A 1,763-nucleotide genomic window follows, 5' to 3' on the forward strand; every position below is an offset into this window, starting at 1 on the left:
AGCGGCCACCCGTGCCGGCTTCGGCGTGGACCCGCAGGTCCCCGCGGCCGCCGCCGAAACCGTCTCCCCGATCCGGCCGCTGTGGCTGGTTCCCGCCCTCGACGGCGAGGCCGCCGGCTGGAAGAACCACTTCGTGGACTTCCAACGCGACCAGACGGTCGCCGACGTGCTGCGTTCGACCGGGGCCGGAATGCGCAGCGTGGAGCATGTGAAGCGGTACACATCGATCAGCACCGCCAACGACCAGGGCAAGACCTCCGGCGTCAACGCCATCGGCGTCATCGCCGCGGCGCTAAACAACCCGGACGTCGGCAGCATCGGCACCACCGCCTACCGCGCCCCCTACACGCCGGTGGCATTCGCCGCACTGGCGGGCCGGCAGCGCGGGGAGCTCTTCGACCCGGCGCGGCTAACCTCGATCCACCCCTGGCACGTCGCCCACGGCGCGCTGTTCGAGGACGTCGGGCAGTGGAAGCGGCCCTGGTACTTCCCGCAGCCGGGCGAGGACATGGACGCCGCGGTGCTGCGCGAATGCGCTGCCGTCCGCGAATCCGTCGGCTTCATGGACGCGACCACCCTGGGCAAGATCGAGATCCGCGGCAAGGACGCCGGCGAATTCCTGAACCGGATGTACACCAACGCGTTCAAGAAACTGAAGCCCGGCCTCGGCCGCTACGGGCTGATGTGCACCCCGGACGGGATGATCTTCGACGACGGCGTGACGCTGCGCCTGGACGAGGACCGCTACTTCATGACGACCACCACCGGCGGTGCCGCCAAGGTGCTGGACTGGCTGGAGGAGTGGTTGCAGACCGAATGGCCGGAGCTGGACGTCGTGTGCAACTCGGTCACCGAGCAGTACACCACCGTCGCCGTCGTGGGCCCGAAGTCACGCGCGGTCATCGCCAAGCTGGCGCCCGAGCTGGACCTGGACAACGACGCCTTCCCCTTCATGGCGTTCCGGGAGACCACGCTGGCCTCCGGCATCCCGGCCCGCATCTGCCGGATCTCGTTCTCCGGCGAGCTGGCGTTCGAGATCAACGTGTCCTCCTGGTACGGCCTGAAGGTCTGGCAAGACGTGGCCGAGGCCGGCGCGGAGTTCAACATCACCCCGTACGGCACCGAGACCATGCACGTGCTGCGCGCCGAGAAGGGCTTCATCATCGTCGGCCAGGACACGGACGGCACGGTCACCCCGCAGGACGCCGGGATGGACTGGGTGGTCTCCAAGGCCAAGGACTTCGTGGGCAAGCGCTCCTACACCCGCGCCGACAACCTGCGCGAGGACCGCAAGCAGCTGGTCGGGGTCCTGCCGGTGGACAAGTCGTTCCGCCTGCCGGAGGGCGCACAGCTGGTCAACCAGGGCACGCGGATCGCGCCGGCCGAGGCGCCGGTGCCGATGGAGGGGCACGTGACCTCCAGTTACCACAGCGCCGCGCTGGGCCGCAGTTTCGGCTTGGCCCTGATCAAAAACGGCCGCAACCGCATCGGCGAGACGCTGCAGGCACCCCTCAACGGGCAGCTGGTGGACGTCGTCATCGCAGAACCCGTACTCTACGACCCCGAAGGGAGCCGTCGTGATGGCTGAACAGGTCTTGACCAACATCGAAGCACTGCGCCGCAGCCCGCTGGCGCACCTGACCGAGGCAATCAGCCAGGGCGCCGTGGCCGGCGAACGCGGCGTCAGCCTGCGTGAAATCCCGTTCCTGAACATGGTCGCCCTGCGGGCGGAGCCCGGATCGGCCGGCGCCAAGGCGCTGGAG

General features: G+C 68.9%; 1 protein-coding gene and 1 pseudogene. Both read left to right on the forward strand.

The window, feature by feature from the left end:
- Nucleotides 1-1,588, forward strand: a 1,588-nt coding sequence (locus AC5RUJ_RS15720; protein WP_494156183.1) for a glycine cleavage T C-terminal barrel domain-containing protein, incomplete at its 5' end; no start/stop codon positions are given.
- Nucleotides 1,581-1,763 (forward strand): annotated as a pseudogene (locus AC5RUJ_RS15725) (sarcosine oxidase subunit gamma); the annotation flags it as partial. The gene AC5RUJ_RS15720 and the pseudogene AC5RUJ_RS15725, both read left to right, overlap by 8 nt.

It is taken from the genome of Arthrobacter sp. Y3223164, from assembly GCF_059091005.1.